Raw genomic sequence first — 14359 nt, forward strand, 5'->3', positions numbered from 1 at the left:
GCCTGCATGGGGGTGGGGGTGGACCTGATCGAGCCGCTGGGCTTCCCCTGGGATGACAAGCGCGTGCGGCGCGCGGCGATGGACTATATCGACCATGTCGAAGTGGCGCGCCACGCCAGCTTTGCCGCGTTTCAGGCGCAATTGGGCACCGCGCGGCTGGTGCTGTTCACCACCAAGGCACAGCAATCGCCCTATGACTTTGCCTTTCAGCCTGACGATGTGCTGCTGTTTGGCAAGGAAAGTGCGGGCGTGCCTGCGCCTGTGGCGGCGGCCTGCGAAGTCCACTTGCGCCTGCCGATCCGGCGCGCGGTGCGATCGATGAATCTGGCCATGGCCGCCGGACTCGCGCTGGGTGAAGCGCTGCGGCAGACCGGCGGGCTGCCTGATTGATAGCGCCGGGGCCTATTCCTCGGCCGCGGCGCGATCGGCAAAGCAACGGGCGATGCGCGGCGGCGCGCCGATATTCCTGGCCCAGCTGCGCACATCGGCTTGCTCGCCCGGCGCAACCACGCCGCCCCAGGTGCCTTTCAGCCGCCAACCCTTGGCCTGACGCTGGAAAAAGAAGATGCCGTTTTCCGCTGCTTGCGGGGTAGCCCAGATCACGCGCCATTTGCCGTCAGTGATCGCCTGACCGATCCCGCTGGCGCGCACGTCCTGCCGGGCATGCTGGCGGATCAGCGCCGCGTCGGCCTTGCGGCTGAGGGGAGTGGCGCGGCTTTCCAGCCCGGTGCAGCTGTTGGCCTGGGCCGGTGTGGCGGCAAGCAGTGCCGCCGCAATCAGGATCATCCGCATCATCATTCTCCCAGGGATTTCGCGCGAAGATGCCGGGTGCGGGCGGGGCGCGCAAGGCGCATTTTCCTACATCGCCGCAGTGTGTCATGCTGCCGTCCGCTCTTTGACATTGTTGGATTCGCGCCGCCGTTGTGGCTGGCAGGCCCGGTGCCGGAAAACATTTTCCGTCACCCCGCGCCCAGGATGTGTTTCATCAACTAACTCCCGGCTTGGGCAAAGTTCAGAATGCCCCTTGCGTTCATCCGGGAGAAAGGATTACACCTGTAGTCGATTACTCACGTAGTTGGAGAGGGACCGAACCATGGCCGCAACGCCGCAGCCCGGAGAACGGATTACCGATGCCGAACAGGCCGTGATGGAAGCCCTGTGGGCGCGCTATCCGCTGACCGCAAACGAAGTGGCCGATGCGGTTGGCCCGGCGCGGGGGTGGTCCTTGCCAACGGTCAAGACCCTGCTCTCGCGGCTGGTTGCCAAGCAGGCCGTGGCGACCGAGCCGCAGGGCAAGCGGTTCCTTTATCGCCCGCTGGTGGCCCGCGCTGACTATGCCGCCGGAGAATCGCGGCGGCTGGTGGACCGGCTGTTCGGAGGAAGCGCGGCCGGACTGTTTGCCCATTTGGCCGAGGCTGAGGCGCTGTCTGACAGCGACCTTACCGAGATTGAGCAGTTGCTGAAGGAGCTCAGGAAATGAGCTGGCTGATCGATACCCTGTTCGCCACCGGCGCGCTGATTGCTCTGGTGCTGGTGTTGCGCCGCCCGGTTGCGCGGCTGTTCGGACCGGGCATGGCCTATGCGCTTTGGGCCTTGCCCTTGCTGCGGATGGTGCTGCCCCCGCTGTTGCTGCCCGCGCCGGAAGCCGTGGAAGTGCCGGTGGAGCAAGTGGTGCAAATAGCCGCAGAGGCAAGCCTGCCGGTGCCGTCGCCCATGGTGCAAGCCGTTCCGGTTGGGCCCGACTGGGGCATGCTGGCGCTGGCGCTGTGGCTGGCCGGTGTGGCGGTTTTCGCGCTGTGGCGGGTCTGGAGCTATCTGGCGATGCGCCGTCTGCTGCTGACAGACGCGGTGCCGGTCGGGCAGGTCGAATCGGTGCGGCTGGTGGAAAGCGCTGCAACCGCGGCGCCCGTCGCCTTCGGGGTGCGGGACAAGGTTGTCGCGCTGCCGCTGGGCTTCATGAACCGCGCCGACCGGCTGGGCCGCGACCTTGCCATCGCGCACGAGCTGGAACATCACGCCGCGCGTGATCTGGCCGTCAATCTTGCCATGCAGCCGCTGTTGGCGCTGCACTGGTTCAATCCGCTGGCCTGGCTGGGTTGGCGTGCGCTCCGCCGCGATCAGGAAGCGGCCTGCGATGCGCGCGTCATAGCCGGAGCCGGACCGGAATTACGGGCAGCCTATGGTCGCCTTATTGCCGCATTCGCTCAATCACCCCGTCTTGCGCTCGCCGCGCCCATGGCCTGTCCGGTCCTGGGGGAAGCCAGCGTGATCCACCGTTTGAGGAGCCTGACCATGTCAGACCTGAGTCCCCGCCGCCGCCTGGCCGGCCGCACCATGATTGCCGCCGCCTTGCTTGCCCTGCCGCTGACTGCCTCGGTCACTTATGCCGCTGCCGATCAGTCAGAGCCGCCCGCGCCGCCCGCCGCGCCCGAAGCTCCTGCCGCACCGACCCCGCCTGCCGCACCCTCGGCGTCTGAGGGGCCCCACCACCGGATTGTCATCGTGGAAAAGGAAGGCGGCGCATATCCTGATGACCCCAGCCTCAAGACCCGGATCATCCAGCGTGGCGGCAAGACCATCGTCTTCAAGTCCGACAAAGTGCTGACCGACGCTGAAATCGAAACCAAGATCGATCAGGCCTTCGCCAGCATTCCCGATGTGCCCGATGTGCCGCCGCCGCCTGCTCCGCCTGCCATGGCTGATTGGCCCAGCCCGAAATCGCCCCGCGTGGTGATTGTGAACCGGGACAGCAAACACCCCGCTGATCTCGCCAAGCTCAGCTTCCTTGAAGGCCGCAAGATTGACTGCGGCGGTGACCGGATGGTCAGCAAGGTTGAACGCGCGGACGGAGGCAAGGCTGAAACGATTGCGATCTGCGTCGACAAGATCGAACAGCGCGCCCTCGCTCAGGCGGCAGATGGTTTGAAGAAAGCGCGGGATCGCATCGCCGCCGACAGCAAGTTGTCCGACGAGATCCGCGAGGAAATCCTCGGAGACCTCGATCGCGAAATCGAACGGCTTTCCAGGCAAGGCAAGAGTTAGTCCCTCTGGTTCCTGGAGCGGCGGCGGGCAGGTTTTGAGCGATCCTGTCCGCCGTTTGCCGTGTTCAGCGCCAGCGCAGCCGGTCGCCGGTCAGTTCATCGACACCGTGAACGCCCATCAGTTGCATGCCGCGGCGGATTTCATCCTCAAGGATGCCGATCGCGCGTTCGACTCCATCCTGCCCGGCGGCGGCCAGGGCATAGAGGTAGAGCCGCCCGCCCGAAGCAGCCGTAGCCCCGGCGCACAGGCTTTTGAGCACATGGGTGCCGCGCCGCACGCCGCCATCGCAGACGATTTCGATCTGTCCGCCGACCGCGTCGACAATCTCACGCAGCTGGTCAAACGGCGCGCGGCTGCCGTCAAGCTGGCGGCCGCCGTGGTTGCTGATCATGATCGCGTCCGCACCGATTTCCACCGCGCGGCGGGCGTCGGCCACGCTCATCACGCCTTTGAGGCAGAACTTGCCGCCCCAGTCCTCACGCAGCTGATCGGCCATTTTCCAGTCGAGCGTCTGGTCGAGCATGGTGTTGAAATAGCCCGCAATCGAAACCGCCTCGCCGGTGCCTTCCTTCACGTGAGTGTCGAGGTTAGGCAGGGCGAATTTCTCACGCAGCAGATAATCCAGCCCCCACTTGGGCTTCATCGCATAAGACAGGAACGAGCTGAGCGTGAACTTCGGCGGCGAGGTGAAGCCGCTGCGGGCGCAGCGTTCGCGCTTGCCCGCGACGATAGTGTCCACGGTCAGCGCGATCGCATCGAACTTCGCCGCCTGGCAGCGCTCAATCATCGAGCGGTTTAGCCCGCGGTCCTTGTGGTAATAGAACTGGAACAGCTTCGGCGTCGAAATCATCGCCCCGATCTCTTCGATCGAGACCGTTGCCAGGCTGGAAATTCCGCACCACAGCCCGAACTTTTCCGCTGCGCGGGCCACGGCGCGCTCACCCTGCCAGTGGAACACGCGTTGCAGCGCGGTGGGGGAGAGGATCAGGGGCAGGGCGCTTTTGCGGCCCATGATTGTGCAGCTGGGATCGGTGTCAGAGACCCCGGCCAGCACATCGGGCACCAGATCTGCCGAAGCGAATGCGGCGGTGTTGCGGGCCTTGGTCGCCTCGTCATCGGCGCCGCCGTCGATATAGTCGAACACCGGCCAGGGCAGGCGCTGCTTGGCGAGCAGGCGGAAATCGTCGATGTTGTGGCAGTCAGTCAGGCGCATGGCCGGGGCCTAGCGCGGGTGCGCTGCCCCGGCAATATGCTTACCGGCTGCGGCGGATGTCGGCAAAGGTATCGCAGTCATCCTCATTGCCGGTTTCCATCCCCTTGCGCAGCCACTGCATGCGTTGCTGGCTGCTGCCGTGGGTAAAGGCCGCTTCCACCGGACGCCGACCTGCGGCCTTCATCAAGGTATCGTCGCCGATCTGGTGCGCCGCGTTCAGGCCGCTTTCCATGTCGCCCGGTTCAAGCCGGTCCCGGTTCTTCGCCGCCCATACCCCGGCATAGCAATCCGCCTGCAGTTCAAGCCGCACCGATAGCTGGTTGGCCTGCCGGGGGTTCTGTTCCTGCAGGGAATGTACCTGATCCGACATCCCCAGCAGGTTCTGGATGTGATGGCCATATTCATGGGCGATCACGTAATCGCGGGCGAACTGGCCGGTCGCGCCGATCTGCTGATCCATTTGCTGATAGAAATCGGTGTCGAGGTAGATCCCCCTATCGCTGGGGCAATAGAATGGCCCCATCGCGCTCTGCGCCGATCCGCAGCCGGAACTGCCGCGCTGGGAATAGAACACCAGCTTGGGCCGCTGGAACTGGATATTGGCTTGCTGGAACAGCGGCGCCCAGGTCTTGTTGAGCGAGGAGAGCGCCTTGCAGCTTTCGCGGCTGGCAGCGTCCACGGTGCAGCTTTCCGCAGCACCTCCGCCCCCGGCGGCCTCGCCACCCGGCACTTGTTCAATCTGTCCTGGCTGGCTCAGTCCGCCCAGCATCTGTGAAGGATCGACCCCGAAAACCACTGCCGCGATCAGTGCAATGACCAGCGTTCCGCAGCCCACCTGGCCCCCGCGACCGACCGAAAAGCCGCCACCTCCGCCGCGCTGATCCTCTACATCGATGGCATTGGGATCGAAATCGTCAAGACGCATGCGGCAACCCTCCGTCATGGCTGGACAAGCGGGCGCCCAGCAGCAATGGCCGCACCATAGCCACTTTTGCAACATGTTGGAGTCGGGAATGTTTCTTTCGGGCAAGCGCGCGCTGGTAACGGGTTCCACTTCGGGCATTGGCCTGGCCATCGCTCAGGCCTTGCGCGCGGAAGGCGCGGAAGTAGTCCTATCCGGGTTTGGCGATGACGCAGCGATCGCGCAGCTCTGCGCGGAATTGCAGGCGGTGCATGTTCCCGCCGATCTGTCCAACCGGGCCGGGGTGGAAACCCTGATGGCCGGGGCAGGGCCGATTGACATTCTGGTCAACAATGCGGGGATGCAACACGTGGCCCCGGTCGAGGAATTTCCGGTCGACAAATGGGACACGATCATCGCGCTGAACCTGACGGCGGCGTTCGATGCCTGCCGGTTGGCGATCCCGCATATGAAGACCGCCGGGTGGGGCCGGATCATCAACACCGCCAGCGCGCATTCGCTGACCGCCTCTCCTTTCAAGGCGGCCTATGTTTCGGCCAAGCATGGCCTTGCCGGGCTGACCAAGACGCTGGCGCTGGAACTGGCAACGTTCAACGTCACCGCAAATTGCATCAGCCCGGGCTATGTCTGGACGCCGCTTGTCGAAAACCAGATCCCCGACACTATGGCCGCGCGCGGGATGACGCGCGAACAGGTGATCCAGGATGTAATGCTGGTGCGACAGCCGACCCGCAAATTCGTGCAACCCAGCGATGTTGGTGAAATGGCCGTTTTCCTGTGCCGCGATGCCGCCGCAAACATCACCGGAACCAATATCAGCATGGACGGCGGCTGGACGGCGGAGTGACCCGGCTGCTCGCAGACTGTAACTTTCCTGCCACCACTGCAATTTAACTCGTGCGGTTCACCGCAAAGTCGCTTGTCGCGAGTCCCGCTTGCTGTAGTCATCGCGGGATGAAACGTGCGGGACGAGCGGTGAGCCGAGGAGTGCTGCGACTGGCAGCCGCGCTTGCCTTGTTCACACCCGTTGCCAGCCTGGCCAAGCCCAGCAAGGCCGATCTGGCACTGCAGGCGCAACTGCTCACCCATATCAAGGAACTGGCCAGCGACGCCTATGAAGGGCGCGAACCGGGCACTGAAGGTGAAGCCAAGACCCTGCGTTATATCGGCAAGCAGTGGTTCGATCTGGGGCTCGAATCCGGCACCAATGACCCCGGTCACAGCTGGTTCGCCCCGGTTACTCTGGTCGCAAGGGAACCCGATGGCAGCCGGGTGGCCTTCAGTCGCAAAGGGCGCCGGGTCCACATCGCGCCGGTGGCCGTGCAGGCCTTTACTTCTGGCAAGCGCAGCCTGATCGAGAATGCCCCGGTGCTGTTTGTCGGTTCGGGCAAGACCATGCCGAATCGGGCGGAACTGGCCGGAAGAGTCGCACTGTTGCTGGATGGCGGGCTGGATGGCTCTGACCGGCAAAGCGCCCTGCTGCGCGCGGGGGCATCGGCGGTGTTGACCGTGCTGGATGGGGAACGCAGCCTGGACAACGTGACAGCCCGGCGCGGCCGTTCAGGATATGCCTTGGCCAGCGATGATCTGGGCGGCGATCTTGAAGCGTTCATCAGCCGCGAAGGACTGGACGGAGTGCTGGCGGGTACGGGACAGAACGTAGCCAGCCTGCAGACCATGGCCCAGGCGGCGGATTTCGCCGCAAAGCCGGTCGATCTTGCGGTTTCGCTGGAAGCGAGCACCCGGGAAACCCGGATCAACACGCACAACCTGATCGGCAAGCTGCCGGGTAAGCGGCCTGAATCGGGCGCTGTTCTGTTGCTGTCGCACTGGGACCATTTCGGTCAGTGCGCCGAGCCTCCTGCCGAACATCTGATCTGCAACGGGGCGATCGACAATGCCAGCGGTATCGGTGTGCTGACCGAAGCCGCACGGCGGCTGCGCGGTGTGCAGCAGTTGGACCGCGACGTCTATTTCCTCGCCACAACTGGCGAGGAACTGGGCCTGCTTGGCGCCCATGCCTTTGCCGAAAACCCGCCAATCCCGCTGAAGCAGATCGTCGCCGCGTTCAACATCGATACGGTGGCAATTTCGCCTGCCGGTTCACCTTTTGCGGTGATCGGAAAGGGGATGACTCCGCTCGATGCAGGGATCGCGGCAGTGGCCAAGGCCCAAAAGAAGAAGCTGGTCGAAGGCGATGCGGCCAATGCCTATGTTCGGCGGCAGGATGGCTGGGCCTTGCTTAAACATGACGTGCCGACCGTGCTGGTTTCGACCGCCTGGTCAGATCTGGCGCGGATGGAACGCTTCATGGACAAGGACTATCACCGCCCGACCGATGTGGTGAAGCCGGGGATCGAACTGGGCGGGGCGGCCGACGACGTGAATTTCCTGGTCGCTCTGACCCGGCATTTCGCCGACGCAAAAAAGGTTCCCGGCGCAGCCAAATAGCCCTCTAGCCCAATTTGGCCACTGCGTTTACATGGGCCGCCACGAATCGATCCGCGCAAAGGCATAGTGGCACTCATGGATATCCCTCTCGGCTTGACCTTCGACGACGTTCTGCTGCGGCCGGCCGAAAGCGATATCGTGCCGTCCATGGCCGATACCCGGACCCGCCTCTCGCGTGAGATCTCGCTCAATATCCCGGTTGTCTCTTCCGCGATGGACACCGTTACCGAAGCCGACATGGCAATTGTCATGGCGCAGCTGGGCGGGATCGGGGTGCTTCATCGCAATCTGACAGTTGAAGAGCAGGTCGCTGCGGTGCGCGCGGTCAAACGGTTTGAAAGCGGCATGGTGGTCAATCCGATCACGATTACCCCGGATGCGACGCTGGGTGAAGCGCGCAGCCTGATGGAAACGAACCGGATCAGCGGGATCCCCGTGGTCGAAGCCGGTGGCAAGCTGGTCGGCATCCTGACCAACCGCGACGTGCGCTTTGCAGCCAATCCGGCGCAGCCCGTGCGCGAACTGATGACGCACGAGAACCTTGCCACGGTGCGGGTTGGGGTCAATCAGGAAGAGGCACGGCGCACGCTGCACCAGCGCCGGATCGAAAAGCTGCTGGTGGTCGACGATGCGTTCCACTGCGTTGGCCTGATCACGGTCAAGGACATCGAAAAAGCGGTCAACTATCCCGCTGCAACCAAGGACGCAGCGGGGCGGCTGCGCGTGGCAGCAGCAACCACGGTAGGCGACAAGGGCTTTGAACGCACCGAAGCGCTGCTGGCGGCGGAATGCGATGTGGTGATCATCGATACCGCCCACGGCCACAACAAGGACGTCGCGCGCTCGGTCGAACGGGTCAAGAAGCTGTCCAATTCGGCGCAAGTGATCGCGGGCAATGTCGCGACCTATGAAGCGACCCGCGCTTTGATCGATGCCGGGGCCGATGCGGTCAAGGTCGGGATCGGGCCGGGCTCGATCTGCACCACCCGCGTGGTTGCGGGCGTCGGCGTGCCCCAGCTGACCGCGATCATGGACGCAGCGCGCGCGGCGCGGGATTCGGGCGTGCCGATCATTGCTGACGGCGGCCTGCGCACCAGCGGCGATGCCGCCAAGGCGCTGGCAGCGGGCGCAAGCACGATCATGGTCGGATCACTGCTGGCCGGTACCGAGGAAGCGCCAGGCGAGACGTTCCTGTACCAGGGCCGCGCCTACAAGAGCTATCGCGGGATGGGCTCGGTCGGGGCGATGGGCAGTGGCAGCGCGGACCGCTATTTCCAGGGCGACATCAAGGACCAGATGAAGCTGGTACCCGAAGGGATCGAAGGCCAGGTGCCGTTCAAGGGCCCGGCCAAGGATGTGATCCACCAGTTGGTCGGCGGGATCAAGGCGGCGATGGGCTATACCGGCAGCGCGACGATCGAAGACCTGCGCACCAAGGCACAATTCGTCCAGATCACCAATGCCGGGCTCAAGGAAAGCCACGTCCACGACGTGACCATCACCCGCGAGGCACCGAACTACCCGACGCGTTAGGGAAACGTCGGGAACATTCCATCAGTGCAGATTGCATAGATCAACACCAGGAACGGCTGGCGGTTTTCATGGCCGCCGCCCAGACCGTTGGGGGATAGTGCGCTGCTGCTGAGCTGCGTGTCGGGCGTGCCGTTCTGGACCAGGTTGGACGTTACCACCACCCCGCCGCTGGCCGGCAGGACGTGAATTTGCCCATAATTGGTCTGTATCCCCGGGGATGACAGCTTGCTGCCGATCGCAACCGCAGCCTTGCGCTGCAAGGTGTGGCGATGGGCCGGCATCTGCTGGTAGTTCAGCGTCACCTGATCCTGTCCTTCGTGGGTGCCGATCGCGGCATCGGCATTGGCCCCCATCACAGCGCGGCAGTTGAGATCCGGCAAGGCAAAGTTATCAATCCCGTCTCCGCCCCAGGCCTTGCCGATAACCGCGTATAGCGCGGTATGGCCCGAAATCTTGATCAGACTGCCATCGCAGGCCAACCATCCGCGTGGAACGAAGTCAAAGGGAAACAGGCGGATTTCGCCGATCAGGTCGCTGTCTGACATGCAAGTGGCTCCTTGGCCGAACGGTCCGTCAGGTGGAAGGGAACAACCCGCTCACGCAGATGATATAGTTCAGCGCGGCGCTGGGCATCGTGTTGTCATGCGGCTGGTTCTGGCCGGGCCCTGGGTCGATCGCATTGGGATGGAACGCAGCGATCGCGCCAAGGGGCTGGGTCAAATCGACATAAGGCCGAACATTGCTGGCGGTACTGCCCATCAGCTTGCTCGGTCCAGGCACGGTATCTGTGGCCGGGGCGTGCGATGCCATCGGTACATGCGAATGCGCGGGTAGCTCGGCCTCGGTCAAAGCGACCTGGCGATCGCCGCCGCTTTCACCCAGGTTGCGCGGCGTCAACCCCACACCCTGACCCGCGCCCACGGACAGGCGGCCAAGCAGGTTGGGCAGGGCGAAAGTAGTCGCACCGTCGCCGCCATAGGTCGTGCCCAATACGGTAAACAGCACATCATCGTTCTGAACGCTGCGCATGCTCCCGTCGCACAGGGCCCACCCCTCCGGAATCCGGGACGAAGCCCACATCCTGATTTCGCCGATATAGGCGTTTGACATCGCGTTCTCCTGCGTGGCCCTTGTTCAGGGATGGCTGGGGTACAGGCCCTGAGTGGCGATCATGAAATTCACCACCAGATAGGGCTGCATATTGGGATGCGGGGCAGAGCTTCCGGTATTGACGACCGAGGCTGGTTCCATCGACACACGCTGACCGCCAATGCTATCTTCCGCATAGACGTTCTGTGCCGGTGTTGCCCCATTGGGCGCCACCGCGGAAAAGATTGCGTTGGGCACGCCGCCAGTGGTGCCGGGACTGGTGGTGGCCATCAGATTGTGGGTGTGGGCCGGCATTTCCCGCACCGTCAACGCGACACTTTCCTGCCCGCCTTGCGTCCCGACCGAGTTGGTGTGGCTCTGCCAATCGAGCCCCAGCGGAGTGCGCCCGCGCAAGTCGGGCAGACAGAACGTGTCTGTGCCGTTCCCGCCGAATCTGGCACCCAGCAGGCTGAACAGGGCCTTATTGCTCTCCACAGCGAGCGACCGCCCGTCACACGGCAGCCAGCCCTTTGGCGGTGTGGTTCCGGCATAGGTTCTGATTTCGCCGAGATAGCAATCGGCCATGGCCCTTCTCCCCCATTGGGCTGTCTGTGAGCATCGGGTCGCATGGGGCGGCGGGCCTGTCAACAACCCCCCTCGACCTTGCGAGCGCGCCGCCCTAAGGCGCGAACCATGCTCCCCATTGGAACCCATGCATGACCCCCCAGGCGCGCGTTCAGGCGGCGATCGAGGTGCTTGACCTAATCGTCACGGCGGCCCTTGGCAAAGGTGCTCCGGCCGACCGGATCTTGTCAGATTGGTTCCGCACGCGCCGTTTTGCCGGCAGCAAGGACCGCCGTGCGGTCCGCGAACTGGTCTATCGCGCGATCCGCGCCTGCGGCGAAATTCCAGCCAGTGGCCGTGCAGCCATGCTGCGACTTGTGCTGGATGATCCCGCTATCGCGGCGCTGTTCACTGGCGAAGGTCATGCCCCCGCGCCGATTGAGCCCGATGAGCCGGCGGCCAGCGCAGGCGTTGCGCCGCTCTGGCTGGAACGCAGGCTGGCTGACAGCGACATTACCGGCGAGACCGCGCAGGCCCTGCTGGCCCGCGCGCCGCTCGACATCCGGATCAACGGGTTAAAGGCAGAGCGCGGGCATATCGAGCTGCCAGTGCCGGGGGAGCCCTTGCTTGCGCCGCACGCACTGCGGTTGCCGCCAGATACACAGGTCGAAACCTGGGAACTTTACCAGCAGGGCCAGATTGAAGTGCAGGATCACGGTTCGCAGCTGGTCTGCCTGGCTGCTTGCGCGCAGCCGGGGGAGACCGTGGTGGACCTGTGCGCCGGTGCCGGGGGCAAGACGCTGGGACTGGCCGCGGCGATGGCCAATCGCGGGCGGTTGATCGCCTGCGATGTCGATCGTGCGCGTCTGTCCCGTCTTGCCCCGCGCGCCGCTCGGGCAGGAGCGACGATTATCGCGGAACGGCTGCTCGATCCCGGGCGTGAAGCAGACAAGCTGGCCGATCTGACGGGCCGGGCTGACGCAGTCCTGATTGACGCACCATGCTCTGGCACGGGCACCTGGAGGCGTAATCCCGAAGCGCGCTGGCGGCTTAGCGAGGCTGAACTGGCACGGCTGACCGCGATTCAGATGCGCTTGCTCGATCTGGCCGCGCCGCTGGTGCAGCGCGGCGGGCGGCTGATTTATGTCACATGCTCACTGCTCGATGCCGAGGGCGCAGATCAGATAGCGGGCTTTCTGACCCGCCATCCCGATTGGCGCGCCGTACCGCTGGCGCTTGGCGCTGGGAGACCACGCGGGCAGGGCACCCGGCTCGATCCACATCACGACCAGACCGACGGCTTTTTCGTCGCGCGGCTGGAACCCATGTGATAGCAAAGCTGCAAATGGCTACGCTCAAGGAGCAGATCATGCGTTACACTCCGGCCGCATTGGCGCTTGCATTGCTGGCGGGCGTCACCTCTTCGATTGGACAGGGCGCCACCCCGACGCCGCTCGATCCGCGCGCGGCCGCGTTGATCCAGCAAGGCCGCGCCGCGCTGGGGGCAGGCAATATCGATGGCGCGATCGATGCCTATGAAAGCGCGCTGGCTGTGCAACCTGGACACGTCGCGATCTATCTCAACCTCGCTGAGGCGACCCGTAAGCAAGGTATGCAAGGCAAGGCGCTGCATTACTATCGCCAGGCGCTGATGATCGATCCCGGTAACCAGTATGCCATCGCCGGAGAGGGTGAAGCGCTGGTGGAAAAAGGCGCGGTGGAAAAGGCCCGCCGCAATCTGGCTCGACTGCGACAGTTGTGTGGGGGCGATTGCCCACCGTCACTGACCCTTGCAGCCGCAATCCAGAAAGGCCCCGCACCCCGCGTGGTGACGGCTGATCAGGTCAAGCCGCAGCCGGTGGTTTCGCAGAACTAAGTTGTGTTAGCGGTGAGGTAGCCCGCGTGTGACCCTCAGATCAAATCCCGGAATTCATCCAGCACCGCGCGGTAAACCCGCTTCTTGAACGGAACGATCGCTTCGGGAAGTTCTACCGGGTCGATCCATCTCCATTCACTGAACTCGGGATGATCATGCCGGTCGAGCACGATGTCTTCGTCCGCGCCGGAAAACCGCGCGAGCACCCAGTGCTGACGCTGGCCCCGGTACTGGCCTTTCCACAGCTTGCCGATCAGTTCCTCTGGCAAGTCATAAAGCAGCTCCTCGCGGGTTTGGGCGATCACGGTCAGGTGGCGTTCTTCCACCCCGGTTTCCTCCCACAATTCGCGTAGTGCGGCCTGATGCAGATCTTCGCCATCGTCGATCCCGCCTTGCGGCATCTGCCAGTAAACCCCGCCTTCATCCGGCTGTCCGCGCGTATCGATGCGTTTGCCGACAAAGGCATGGCCGTGCTGGTTGACCAGCATGATCCCAACGCAAGGGCGATAGGGGAGGTGGGAAAAAGGGTCAGTCATGGCTGCCCCATAAGCCCAACTTGCCGAAATGCGAAGCCCCTCCTCCGATGAGGAGGGGGAGTGACTTCACTCAGACCTTGGTAAGCATCAACTTCATCACCGCGATTACCTTGGCGGTTGCCGCCGCCGCGCTGGGCAGGGCCTTGCGGGTGGATGAGAAATCATGGGTCATGCCGGCGATATGGAGGTAGGTGGTATCAACCCCGGCTTCGACGAGCTTGGCTGCCATCCGGCGGCCCTGGTCCTGCAGCGGATCGAGCCCCGCCGTGGCGACGATCGAAGGGCACATGCCCTGAGCACTCGCGTGAAGCGGGAACGCGCGCGGATCCCCGCTTTTGGGCAGATACAGCGAATAAAACCAATCCATCGCAAGTTTGGTCAGCAGGTGTCCTTCGGCGAAGCGCTCCATCGATCCATCCTGCGATTCGTCGGTCGCAGGATAGAGCAAGACCTGCAGCAGCATGGGTGCCGCCGCCGGCTTGTCACACAATGCGCGGGCGGTAACCGTGGCAAGATTGCCCCCGGCGCTGCCGCCAATGGTGACAAGCCCGGTCACCGCGCGGCCCAATTCTGCCGGGCTGCCCGCCAGCCACCGCGCCGCCGCTTCGCAATCATCGGGCGCGGCGGGGAAAGGGTGTTCCGGGGCGAGCCGGTAGTGCACTGCAAGCACGGGCAGATCGAGCTCTGCCGACAGTTCGGTGCAAAGCGAATGGTGCGTATCGAGATCACCGATCACAAAGCCGCCGCCGTGGAAGAACAGCACCACTGGCGAAGGATCGCGACTTTCGCGCACATCATAGAACCGCACTGGAATGTCGCCTGCCGGACCGGGGCAGGTCAGGTCTTTGATCACCGCCATTTCACGGGGATCGGCTTCGGTCATCGCTTTTAGTCCCAGATAACCTTCGCGCTGTTCCGCCGCGATCAGCGCTTCGGGAGCGGGCAAGCTGTTCACCAGTGCCAGGAACCCGGCCACATCTTCGCGGATCAGGGGGGAATCGGTCATAAGAAATCCTCTCGGGCTATCGGTTAATCGACAGGTTAAATTGCCGAATGGCTCTTGACTAGCCGCCTTGCCGCTCCTTTGGTGAAATTGGCGACGCAACACATTTTCTTGATTGCCCGCCGCGCAG

Annotated in this window: 16 protein-coding genes; 8 read left to right on the forward strand and 8 right to left on the reverse strand. The window is 63.9% G+C overall.

Annotated features, from left to right (window positions below):
* On the forward strand, positions 1-390 hold a 390-nt coding region (locus MNBBLIKP_RS09570; RefSeq protein WP_140420570.1), incomplete at its 5' end, for a TrmH family RNA methyltransferase.
* 12 nt (positions 391-402) lie between these two features.
* Here MNBBLIKP_RS09570 and MNBBLIKP_RS09575 read toward each other — a convergent pair.
* On the reverse strand, positions 403-786 hold the full coding sequence (locus MNBBLIKP_RS09575) for a hypothetical protein (protein ID WP_140420571.1): 384 nt from the start codon (positions 784-786) through the stop codon (positions 403-405).
* A gap of 307 nt (positions 787-1093) precedes the next feature.
* Between MNBBLIKP_RS09575 and MNBBLIKP_RS09580 the strand changes: the two genes are divergently transcribed.
* The gene (locus tag MNBBLIKP_RS09580; RefSeq protein WP_088309881.1) at positions 1094-1480 is read left to right on the forward strand and encodes a BlaI/MecI/CopY family transcriptional regulator; all 387 of its coding nucleotides are present in this window, start codon (positions 1094-1096) and stop codon (positions 1478-1480) included.
* The gene (locus tag MNBBLIKP_RS09585; RefSeq protein WP_088309883.1) at positions 1477-3042 is read left to right on the forward strand and encodes a M56 family metallopeptidase; all 1566 of its coding nucleotides are present in this window, start codon (positions 1477-1479) and stop codon (positions 3040-3042) included. The genes MNBBLIKP_RS09580 and MNBBLIKP_RS09585 overlap by 4 nt, the downstream gene beginning before the upstream one ends.
* A gap of 64 nt (positions 3043-3106) precedes the next feature.
* Here MNBBLIKP_RS09585 and MNBBLIKP_RS09590 read toward each other — a convergent pair whose 3' ends face one another.
* Positions 3107-4255, reverse strand: coding sequence for an alpha-hydroxy acid oxidase (locus MNBBLIKP_RS09590; protein ID WP_088309884.1), 1149 nt, complete (start codon positions 4253-4255; stop codon positions 3107-3109).
* Between the two features lie 40 nt (positions 4256-4295).
* Positions 4296-5180 (reverse strand): KPN_02809 family neutral zinc metallopeptidase, encoded by an 885-nt coding sequence (gene ypfJ / locus MNBBLIKP_RS09595; RefSeq protein WP_088309886.1) that lies wholly within the window; start codon positions 5178-5180, stop codon positions 4296-4298.
* An 88-nt stretch (positions 5181-5268) separates the two neighbouring features.
* Here ypfJ and MNBBLIKP_RS09600 point away from each other — a divergent pair, with 88 nt between their 5' ends.
* The 3 genes from MNBBLIKP_RS09600 (at position 5269) to guaB (ending at position 9161) form a co-directional block, all read left to right on the forward strand.
* Positions 5269-6024 carry a 3-hydroxybutyrate dehydrogenase gene (locus MNBBLIKP_RS09600; RefSeq protein WP_088309973.1) on the forward strand — a complete coding sequence of 252 codons (756 nt, stop codon included), beginning with the start codon at positions 5269-5271 and terminating at the stop codon, positions 6022-6024.
* Positions 6025-6152: 128 nt separating this feature from the next.
* Complete coding sequence (locus tag MNBBLIKP_RS09605) at positions 6153-7628, forward strand: M28 family peptidase (protein WP_369678914.1); 1476 nt, start codon at positions 6153-6155, stop codon at positions 7626-7628.
* A 75-nt stretch (positions 7629-7703) separates the two neighbouring features.
* Positions 7704-9161 (forward strand): IMP dehydrogenase, encoded by a 1458-nt coding sequence (guaB, locus tag MNBBLIKP_RS09610; protein WP_088309888.1) that lies wholly within the window; start codon positions 7704-7706, stop codon positions 9159-9161.
* On the opposite strand, the gene MNBBLIKP_RS09615 is transcribed toward guaB, so the two are convergent.
* From MNBBLIKP_RS09615 to MNBBLIKP_RS09625, 3 genes are read right to left on the reverse strand one after another with little or no spacing between them, the layout of a single operon-like run.
* A complete protein-coding gene (locus MNBBLIKP_RS09615; RefSeq protein ID WP_088309890.1) occupies positions 9158-9706 on the reverse strand; it encodes a phage tail protein in 549 nt (182 codons plus the stop codon). The two genes, guaB and MNBBLIKP_RS09615, sit on opposite strands and share 4 nt — an antisense overlap.
* A 28-nt stretch (positions 9707-9734) precedes the next feature.
* Positions 9735-10271: a phage tail protein gene (locus MNBBLIKP_RS09620; protein WP_088309892.1), complete on the reverse strand. Its 537-nt coding sequence runs from the start codon at positions 10269-10271 to the stop codon at positions 9735-9737.
* A 24-nt stretch (positions 10272-10295) separates the two neighbouring features.
* Positions 10296-10835, reverse strand: a complete 540-nt coding sequence (locus MNBBLIKP_RS09625) for a phage tail protein (protein WP_088309894.1) — start codon at positions 10833-10835, stop codon at positions 10296-10298.
* A gap of 131 nt (positions 10836-10966) precedes the next feature.
* Between MNBBLIKP_RS09625 and MNBBLIKP_RS09630 the strand changes: the two genes are divergently transcribed.
* Both MNBBLIKP_RS09630 and MNBBLIKP_RS09635 read left to right on the forward strand, forming a co-directional pair.
* Positions 10967-12145, forward strand: a complete 1179-nt coding sequence (locus MNBBLIKP_RS09630; RefSeq protein WP_088309896.1) for an RsmB/NOP family class I SAM-dependent RNA methyltransferase — start codon at positions 10967-10969, stop codon at positions 12143-12145.
* 38 nt (positions 12146-12183) lie between these two features.
* Positions 12184-12690: a tetratricopeptide repeat protein gene (locus MNBBLIKP_RS09635; protein WP_140420572.1), complete on the forward strand. Its 507-nt coding sequence runs from the start codon at positions 12184-12186 to the stop codon at positions 12688-12690.
* A 35-nt stretch (positions 12691-12725) separates the two neighbouring features.
* On the opposite strand, the gene MNBBLIKP_RS09640 is transcribed toward MNBBLIKP_RS09635, so the two are convergent.
* Together MNBBLIKP_RS09640 and MNBBLIKP_RS09645 are read right to left on the reverse strand one after the other, a co-directional pair.
* A complete protein-coding gene (locus MNBBLIKP_RS09640; protein WP_088309900.1) occupies positions 12726-13226 on the reverse strand; it encodes an RNA pyrophosphohydrolase in 501 nt (166 codons plus the stop codon).
* 70 nt (positions 13227-13296) lie between these two features.
* A complete protein-coding gene (locus MNBBLIKP_RS09645) occupies positions 13297-14232 on the reverse strand; it encodes an alpha/beta hydrolase (RefSeq protein WP_088309902.1) in 936 nt (311 codons plus the stop codon).
* Positions 14233-14359: the final 127 nt, after the last annotated feature.

Source organism: Novosphingobium sp. B 225, assembly GCF_002198665.1.
Lineage (GTDB): Bacteria > Pseudomonadota > Alphaproteobacteria > Sphingomonadales > Sphingomonadaceae > Novosphingobium.

Excerpts from the sequence above, each read along its gene's own strand:
- MNBBLIKP_RS09635 (WP_140420572.1), top strand. The coding sequence starts at position 12,184 with ATGCGTTACACTCCGGCCGCATTGGCGCTTGCATTGCTGGCGGGCGTC.
- MNBBLIKP_RS09645 (WP_088309902.1), bottom strand. The coding sequence starts at position 14,232 with ATGACCGATTCCCCCCTGATCCGCGAAGATGTGGCCGGGTTCCTGGCA.
- MNBBLIKP_RS09580 (WP_088309881.1), top strand. The coding sequence starts at position 1,094 with ATGGCCGCAACGCCGCAGCCCGGAGAACGGATTACCGATGCCGAACAG.
- MNBBLIKP_RS09640 (WP_088309900.1), bottom strand. The coding sequence starts at position 13,226 with ATGACTGACCCTTTTTCCCACCTCCCCTATCGCCCTTGCGTTGGGATC.
- MNBBLIKP_RS09630 (WP_088309896.1), top strand. The coding sequence starts at position 10,967 with ATGACCCCCCAGGCGCGCGTTCAGGCGGCGATCGAGGTGCTTGACCTA.
- MNBBLIKP_RS09615 (WP_088309890.1), bottom strand. The coding sequence starts at position 9,706 with ATGTCAGACAGCGACCTGATCGGCGAAATCCGCCTGTTTCCCTTTGAC.
- ypfJ (WP_088309886.1), bottom strand. The coding sequence starts at position 5,180 with ATGCGTCTTGACGATTTCGATCCCAATGCCATCGATGTAGAGGATCAG.
- guaB (WP_088309888.1), top strand. The coding sequence starts at position 7,704 with ATGGATATCCCTCTCGGCTTGACCTTCGACGACGTTCTGCTGCGGCCG.
- MNBBLIKP_RS09600 (WP_088309973.1), top strand. The coding sequence starts at position 5,269 with ATGTTTCTTTCGGGCAAGCGCGCGCTGGTAACGGGTTCCACTTCGGGC.
- MNBBLIKP_RS09585 (WP_088309883.1), top strand. The coding sequence starts at position 1,477 with ATGAGCTGGCTGATCGATACCCTGTTCGCCACCGGCGCGCTGATTGCT.
- MNBBLIKP_RS09590 (WP_088309884.1), bottom strand. The coding sequence starts at position 4,255 with ATGCGCCTGACTGACTGCCACAACATCGACGATTTCCGCCTGCTCGCC.
- MNBBLIKP_RS09620 (WP_088309892.1), bottom strand. The coding sequence starts at position 10,271 with ATGTCAAACGCCTATATCGGCGAAATCAGGATGTGGGCTTCGTCCCGG.
- MNBBLIKP_RS09625 (WP_088309894.1), bottom strand. The coding sequence starts at position 10,835 with ATGGCCGATTGCTATCTCGGCGAAATCAGAACCTATGCCGGAACCACA.
- MNBBLIKP_RS09575 (WP_140420571.1), bottom strand. The coding sequence starts at position 786 with ATGATCCTGATTGCGGCGGCACTGCTTGCCGCCACACCGGCCCAGGCC.